We start from the raw sequence: 6,000 nt of genomic DNA, 5'->3' as shown, positions 1-6,000 counted from the left end.
AGCCCTGCCTGCATTGCATTTGGGAGCGGCGGAGAACCCAAAAGAAAGACTATCCATTCGGTCGATGTCTAGGCGCAGGCCTTTCTCCAATTGCCCCGGGCCATCGCCGGACACAAAGGCCACGCGCCGTTGAAACAGATAGTAACAGGTCTCACTGATTGCTGGCTCGTGGGGAAGCGCTATGCCGATCGCGTTCAATTGGGCACCTTCAGCTCGCAGCGCTTGCGCTCGGTTTGGATCGCAGTATCCATCACCCTCTGCAGGTTCGCGGCATAGCGGAAACCGGGTTCGACCATTTGCCTGGATTCGGCCGCCTCAACGAAGCGCTTGTAATTCGTCGGAACCACACCGACGCCAATCTCGCGCCAGACGGCGCTATTAACATCCTCTCCAAGACAAGCCTTCAGGCTGGAGCCTTGGTCCGTGCAGACCATCTCCAGTGCCCCTCTGTCGCCAAATAGCCTCAACTTCAACTCGTTGATATAGCCGGTGGTCCAGCGGCTGGCTTGAATCATCCCCAATGCACCATTCTCGAGCTCCACAGTCATCGCGAAGCTGTCATTGGCGTCGAGGTCGTAATCGCCGATGCGGTTGCCCGGCATCTTCTCGAAGCATTTGAGTCGGGCGAATAGTCGCTCCACAGAACTGCCGGCAGCATAGGTGGCGCAGTCAAGGATATGGATGCCGAGATCGCCGAGTACACCGTTCGAGCCATGATTGGTCGAGAGCCGCCAAAGAAACTTCGGCTCGCTCGCCCAGTAGCCGTACGCGTTTGACACCAACCAGCTCTGCAGGTAGGAAGCATCGAGATGCCGAAGGCGGCCGATTTCACCTGAGAGCACCAGCTCGCGCGCCTTCTGTAATGGTGGCAATTCACGAAAGTTGAAATTGACCATCGCGACCAGGTTCGCGCGTTCGGCTGCCGAGGCCATCTCGGCCGCCTGCGCGTAGTTTTCCGCGATCGGCTTTTCGCAAAGCACGTGCTTGCCAGCAGCAATCAGCGCCAACGTCGTCAGGTAATGCGCCTTATCGGAGGTTACGTTCGCTGCCGCATCGAACTTGCCCCAGGCGATCGCCTCCTCGAGCGAGGTGAAGGTGCGCTCGATGTTGTACTTGGCCGCGAAGATCTTGGCGCGCGCCGGGTCGACGTCGACGGCGCCGACTATTTCGACGCCCTCGATCTTGCCGAATTCAATTGCGTGGCGGTTCGCCCTGCCGCCGGTTCCGAGAATAAGCAAACGCATGGACATTCCTCACTGAGAGCCGACTTCTGCGCGTGCGGCTGTGAACGCCTCCCACACCGCCACCTTGATGGATTGCGGGATCGCCATGATGCTGCTTTGCAATCGCCACGGCTGGACAACGTCGCGCATGATCACCGGACCCTCGACCGCCGCCATATCAGCGAGACTGCCGACAATCGAAGTGTCCAGATCGAAAAACAGCCAGTCGCCGGGCAGTTCCGGGCGGAACAGCTCCATCTTCGCCCACCAGCCCGGCCACGCGTGCCGGAGGGGTATTACCTCGACGCCCCCCACGCTAACGTCAGAGAAGCAACGGAACTTGGCGCCGGGCAAATGCTCGGTCACTGGTTGAACAGACGGACAACATGGCGCGGCTCGAATTCGCCGCCCGAGCGGAGGACGCAAGCAACGGTCTTCATGCTGCTGGGCCTTCCTCGAGCGTCATCTTTGGATCGTTCTGCAACCGTGAGACCCGGGGCGGCGGTATTTTCGGCAAGCGGGTTCATGAGACTCTCCTCCGTCCGTGACGCGTTGCGGATGACCGCGCATGTTCCATGCCAAAATGAAAAACCGTTTCAAACCAATGTGATAGAATTGTTTCTGCTACGTTGCGTATCCGACATCGTCCGACATTGAACGGTGGGAACGCGGTTGCACGACGTGTGCCATTTCTTGAGCCTGCTCGTAGTTTTCGGCGAGTGGGCATCTCGCAGAGTAAGTGCTTGCCAGCAGCGATTAGAGCCATGGTTGTCGGATAATGAGCGCGGTCCGATGTCACACTCGCTGCCGCGTCGAACTTGGCTGCATATGCTTTGACGCGCGCTGGGTCTACGTCCACTGCAGCTACTATCTTAACCGCTGCGATCTTCCCAAATTCGATCGCCTGGCGGTTTGCTCTTCCACCTGACAATGAAAGTCGCACTTATTCTCCTGCCTTGAACTAACTAAACTGTTAGAATTTCGGATTGCGATCGACGATTGGCTCTAGCGCCATGTCGACAGGTACATGCGGCACCTGATGGACCCTCGAGTAGGCGATTTGCGGAGTGTGCGCCCACTTAACCGCGTTACGAAGCACCTTATGTACCATTTGATCGTGATAAGTCGGATAGGTCTCGTGACCCGGTCGGAAGTAGAAAATGTTTCCAGCACCGCGACGCCATGTAAGTCCGGACCGGAAGACCTCGCCGCCTGAAAACCAGGATATAAACACGGTCTCAAGCGGCTCCGGCGCAGCAAACGGCTCGCCGTACATCTCCTCATGCTCCAAGGTAAAATATTCACCCAGGCCCTCAGCAATGCGATGACGCGGATTGACTACCCAAATGCGCTCACGCTCTGCTGCCTCACGGTAACTCAACGTGCCCGGCGTGCCCATCAGCCGTTTGAACAGTTTCGAAAAGTGAGCGGAATGGAGTAGAATAAGACCCATTCCCTCCCAAACGCGCTTGATGACTCGCTCCACGATCTCGTCGGCGACTGCGTTGTGTGCAGTGTGTCCCCACCAAATGAGAACATCGGTTGACGCTAGTCGGCTCTCAGTCAAACCATGTTCCGGTTCTTGGAGCGTCGCCGTCGTGGCCCTTATTGCCGGATCTGCGTTGAGAGCAGCGGCGATCGTACCGTGCATCCCGTCCGGATAGAGTTCGCGGACACCGGGTTTATTTTGTTCGTGTACATTTTCGCCCCAAACAACAGCGTTCGTGGTCATACTCAGTCTCCTGTGATTGGTCGTCGCTGTCCGTCGCCCGAATTTCCAGGCGAGCGGGCACCTCGAAGCTCGTTTTGATGGTGGCTCGCGGGTCGACCTATGCCGCCCCTTGCAGCGGCATTCGCCCGATTGATTGTCCCTGTGCATCGAAGTGATGTACATGATCTTCAATCGGCGAAATTCGGACCGTCTTACCGACCTGATGCTTCGAAGTGCCGTTCTCTCGGACGATGATCGGTTGACTCGCCGCGGATCCGATGTCGGCGTAGACGTAACTGTCCGAGCCAAGCACTTCAGAGTGAACGATGTTACCAGTCCATTCGCCGTGCTCGGTTATGTGCAAGTGCTCGGCACGGATACCAATCGTGTGCACATTGCGCTTCCTGGCGGGCTCTCCAGAAAGGAAGTTCATCTTCGGTGAACCTATGAATCCCGCAACGAAAAGCGAGTTTGGACGCTCGTATAGCTCAATTGGCGTCCCGATTTGCTTGACTAGGCCATCTCGCAGAACGCAGATCCGGTCTGCGAGTGTCATAGCCTCAACCTGATCGTGAGTCACGTATATCATAGTCGTATTGTCCATGCTCCGGTGAAGCTTAGCGATCTCGATACGCGTCTCGACACGGAGCGCCGCGTCAAGGTTCGAGAGCGGCTCATCAAAGAGAAAAACTCTTGGATTGCGGACGATTGCACGACCGATCGCCACCCGTTGTCGCTGCCCGCCGGAGAGCTGGCGCGGGAGCCTCCTGAGATAGGGAGCAAGCTGCAGCATCTCGGCCGCTGTCTCCACCCTTTTCCTGCGCTCCTCTCTACTTGCACCTGCAAGCTGCAAACCGAAAGACATGTTCTCGAAAACAGTCATATGCGGATACAGAGCGTACGACTGGAACACCATTGCAATACCTCGTTTGGAAGGAACGAGATTGTTGACAATCTGATCGTCAAACGCGACGGTCCCCGAACTGATCTCCTCGAGGCCAGCGATAAGTCGAAGCAGAGTGGACTTGCCACAGCCTGAGGGTCCAACGAAGACCATAAACTCGCCGGAGCGGATTTCCATGTTCACGCCTTTGATCACCTCGACGGCGCCGAAGGACTTTCGAACGTCATTTAGTTCCAACTTGGCCATAATCTCCTCCTGATCTTCAGCCCTTAACGCTGCCGGCCGTTAGGCCGGAAATAATGCGACGCTGAAAGATCAGCACTAGAACCACGATCGGTATCGTGACGGCCACGGACGCGGCCATTAGGTTGCCCCAGGGAATTTCGCGCTCGCCACGGCCTGTGAACGAGGCGATCGCGACAGGAACGGTGCGTTGGGAATCCGACGAGGTGAAAGTGAGCGCGAATACGAACTCATTCCAGGCGCCAATAAACGCCAGCAGCCCAGTAGTTACAAGCGCAGGCCACATCAACGGCAGGAAAACCCGCGTGATAATTACCCAAGGTGAGGCACCATCCACAATCGCTGCCTCTTCGATTTCAATCGGAAGGTCGCGCATGAAGGCCGTCAGTACCCAAATCGTGAACGGCAGGGTGAAAATGAGGTACGAGGAGATCAGCGCAAAAGGCGTGTTGTAGATCCCGGCCCAGCGGATGAGCTCGAAGAGACCCGCGAGCACCGCCACCTGTGGAAACATTGACACCGACAGGATTGTCAGGAGGAGTAGCGAGCGTCCGCGGAAGCTCACACGCCCCAATGCATAAGCCGCCGTAAGGGAGAGGAGCAGCGAAAGTCCAACGACTGACGAGGCTATCAGAACTGAGTTAACTAGGCTCCTGACGAAGGTCCCGGTCGAAAAGATCGCTACATAGTTCGCGAGGTTGAAGGCAGTCGGCCAATAGTCCGGCCGAAACAGATCAGTGCCGGATTTGAAGCTGGTCAGGATTGCGTAATAAAGGGGAAAGATCGAAAGGACAAAAATAACAATGACGAGTGTATAAAAAGCGGTTCGCTTAACGAGGGAGACAAACATCAGCGTCCCTCTCCCCCAAGGTTGACCCGGCCGACCCAAATGTAAACGACTGCGATGCACGCCAGTATAAGAAAGAGCACGGTCGATGCGGCACAGCCGTAGCCGAATCTGTCAAAGTCAAACAGATATTGTTGCGTCAGTATGGACATGGTCACCGTCTCGGAGCTGCTAGGTGTCATTACGTAAATGAGGTCAAAGACACGTAGCGCGTTGAGGATTCGGAAAATTACCGCGACCATCAGTGCCGGACGGATTAGCGGCAGTGTTATCCACCAAAATACCATCAACGGGTGAACGCCGTCGATCTTGGCTGACTCGTAGATGTCGTTGGGCACAGTCTGCAGTGCGGCGAGAACGAGAAGCGCTGTGAAGGGCGTCCCCATCCAGACCGCAGCGATAAGCACAACAGGCATCATCGTGTCAGGATCGGCCATCCAAGCGATCTTGTGGCTGATGACTCCAAGGTGGAGTAGCATGTCGTTAACAATGCCAAACTGGTCGTTGAACATCCACTTCCACATATTGGCGGACACAACGCCGGGAAGCGCCCATGGCACAAGAATTGCGGCACGCACAATGCCGCGTCCAGGAAACTGGGAGTTTAAGGCAAGTGCGACGACAAGGCCGAGAATCGTTTCGCAAATAACGGAGATCACTGTGAACTTCAGAGTGTTCCAAACAGCGTTCCACCAAACAGGATCGGCGAGTAGTCCGCGGAAGATCGTGCGCCCACTCTTTAGTGTGCTCCAAGCGTAGTAGTTCTGAAAGCCGATGAATTGAGTTTCGGCGATGTTGCCGAGCGAGGCATTGGTGAAGCTGAAATAGATGGTTCGAGCGAGCGGCCAGACGGCCACGAGCGCCAACACCAGCAGTGCGGGCGCCACGAACACCCAGGCGGAGCGTACACGCTGCGCTTTCAAATTCGACATAGTATGGGAGAGGCGCCCACGGGCAGCCGGCGTTTCCACGACAAGAATATCGGCCATCACACTAGACTTCCATGCGGATTGGCTCATCGGAAGGATGGCGGCCCCGCCGCCGCCATCCTTAGCAACGTCTGCAGACGAGG

8 protein-coding genes and 1 pseudogene are annotated in these 6,000 nt (G+C 56.5%); all 9 read right to left on the bottom strand.

What is annotated here, in order from left to right:
- Positions 1–198, bottom strand: a 198-nt coding sequence (locus tag NKH13_RS30050; RefSeq protein WP_352916402.1) for a hypothetical protein, incomplete at its 3' end; no start/stop codon positions are given.
- Positions 195–1,244 carry a Gfo/Idh/MocA family protein gene (locus NKH13_RS30045; RefSeq protein ID WP_352916400.1) on the bottom strand — a complete coding sequence of 350 codons (1,050 nt, stop codon included), beginning with the start codon at positions 1,242–1,244 and terminating at the stop codon, positions 195–197. The genes NKH13_RS30050 and NKH13_RS30045, both read right to left, overlap by 4 nt.
- 9 nt (positions 1,245–1,253) lie before the next feature.
- Entirely contained in the window at positions 1,254–1,481 is a 228-nt protein-coding gene (locus tag NKH13_RS30040; RefSeq protein WP_352916398.1) for a hypothetical protein, read from the bottom strand.
- 104 nt (positions 1,482–1,585) lie between these two features.
- Positions 1,586–1,750, bottom strand: coding sequence for a hypothetical protein (locus tag NKH13_RS30035; protein ID WP_352916396.1), 165 nt, complete (start codon positions 1,748–1,750; stop codon positions 1,586–1,588).
- 157 nt (positions 1,751–1,907) lie between these two features.
- Positions 1,908–2,166, bottom strand: a pseudogene (locus tag NKH13_RS30030) (Gfo/Idh/MocA family oxidoreductase); the annotation flags it as partial.
- A 30-nt stretch (positions 2,167–2,196) separates the two neighbouring features.
- Positions 2,197–2,955: a ThuA domain-containing protein gene (locus NKH13_RS30025; protein WP_352916394.1), complete on the bottom strand. Its 759-nt coding sequence runs from the start codon at positions 2,953–2,955 to the stop codon at positions 2,197–2,199.
- A gap of 97 nt (positions 2,956–3,052) precedes the next feature.
- The gene (locus tag NKH13_RS30020; RefSeq protein ID WP_352916393.1) at positions 3,053–4,084 is read right to left on the bottom strand and encodes an ABC transporter ATP-binding protein; all 1,032 of its coding nucleotides are present in this window, start codon (positions 4,082–4,084) and stop codon (positions 3,053–3,055) included.
- A 16-nt stretch (positions 4,085–4,100) separates the two neighbouring features.
- Complete coding sequence (locus tag NKH13_RS30015; RefSeq protein WP_352916391.1) at positions 4,101–4,931, bottom strand: carbohydrate ABC transporter permease; 831 nt, start codon at positions 4,929–4,931, stop codon at positions 4,101–4,103.
- The gene (locus NKH13_RS30010) at positions 4,931–5,917 is read right to left on the bottom strand and encodes a carbohydrate ABC transporter permease (protein ID WP_352916389.1); all 987 of its coding nucleotides are present in this window, start codon (positions 5,915–5,917) and stop codon (positions 4,931–4,933) included. Before NKH13_RS30010 ends, NKH13_RS30015 begins: the two co-directional genes overlap by 1 nt.
- Positions 5,918–6,000 lie beyond the last annotated feature (83 nt).

The organism is Mesorhizobium sp. M1348, from assembly GCF_040317925.1.
In the GTDB taxonomy this organism is placed as follows: Bacteria; Pseudomonadota; Alphaproteobacteria; order Rhizobiales; family Rhizobiaceae; genus Mesorhizobium.
This window is presented reverse-complemented; position numbering and strand designations above follow the sequence as displayed.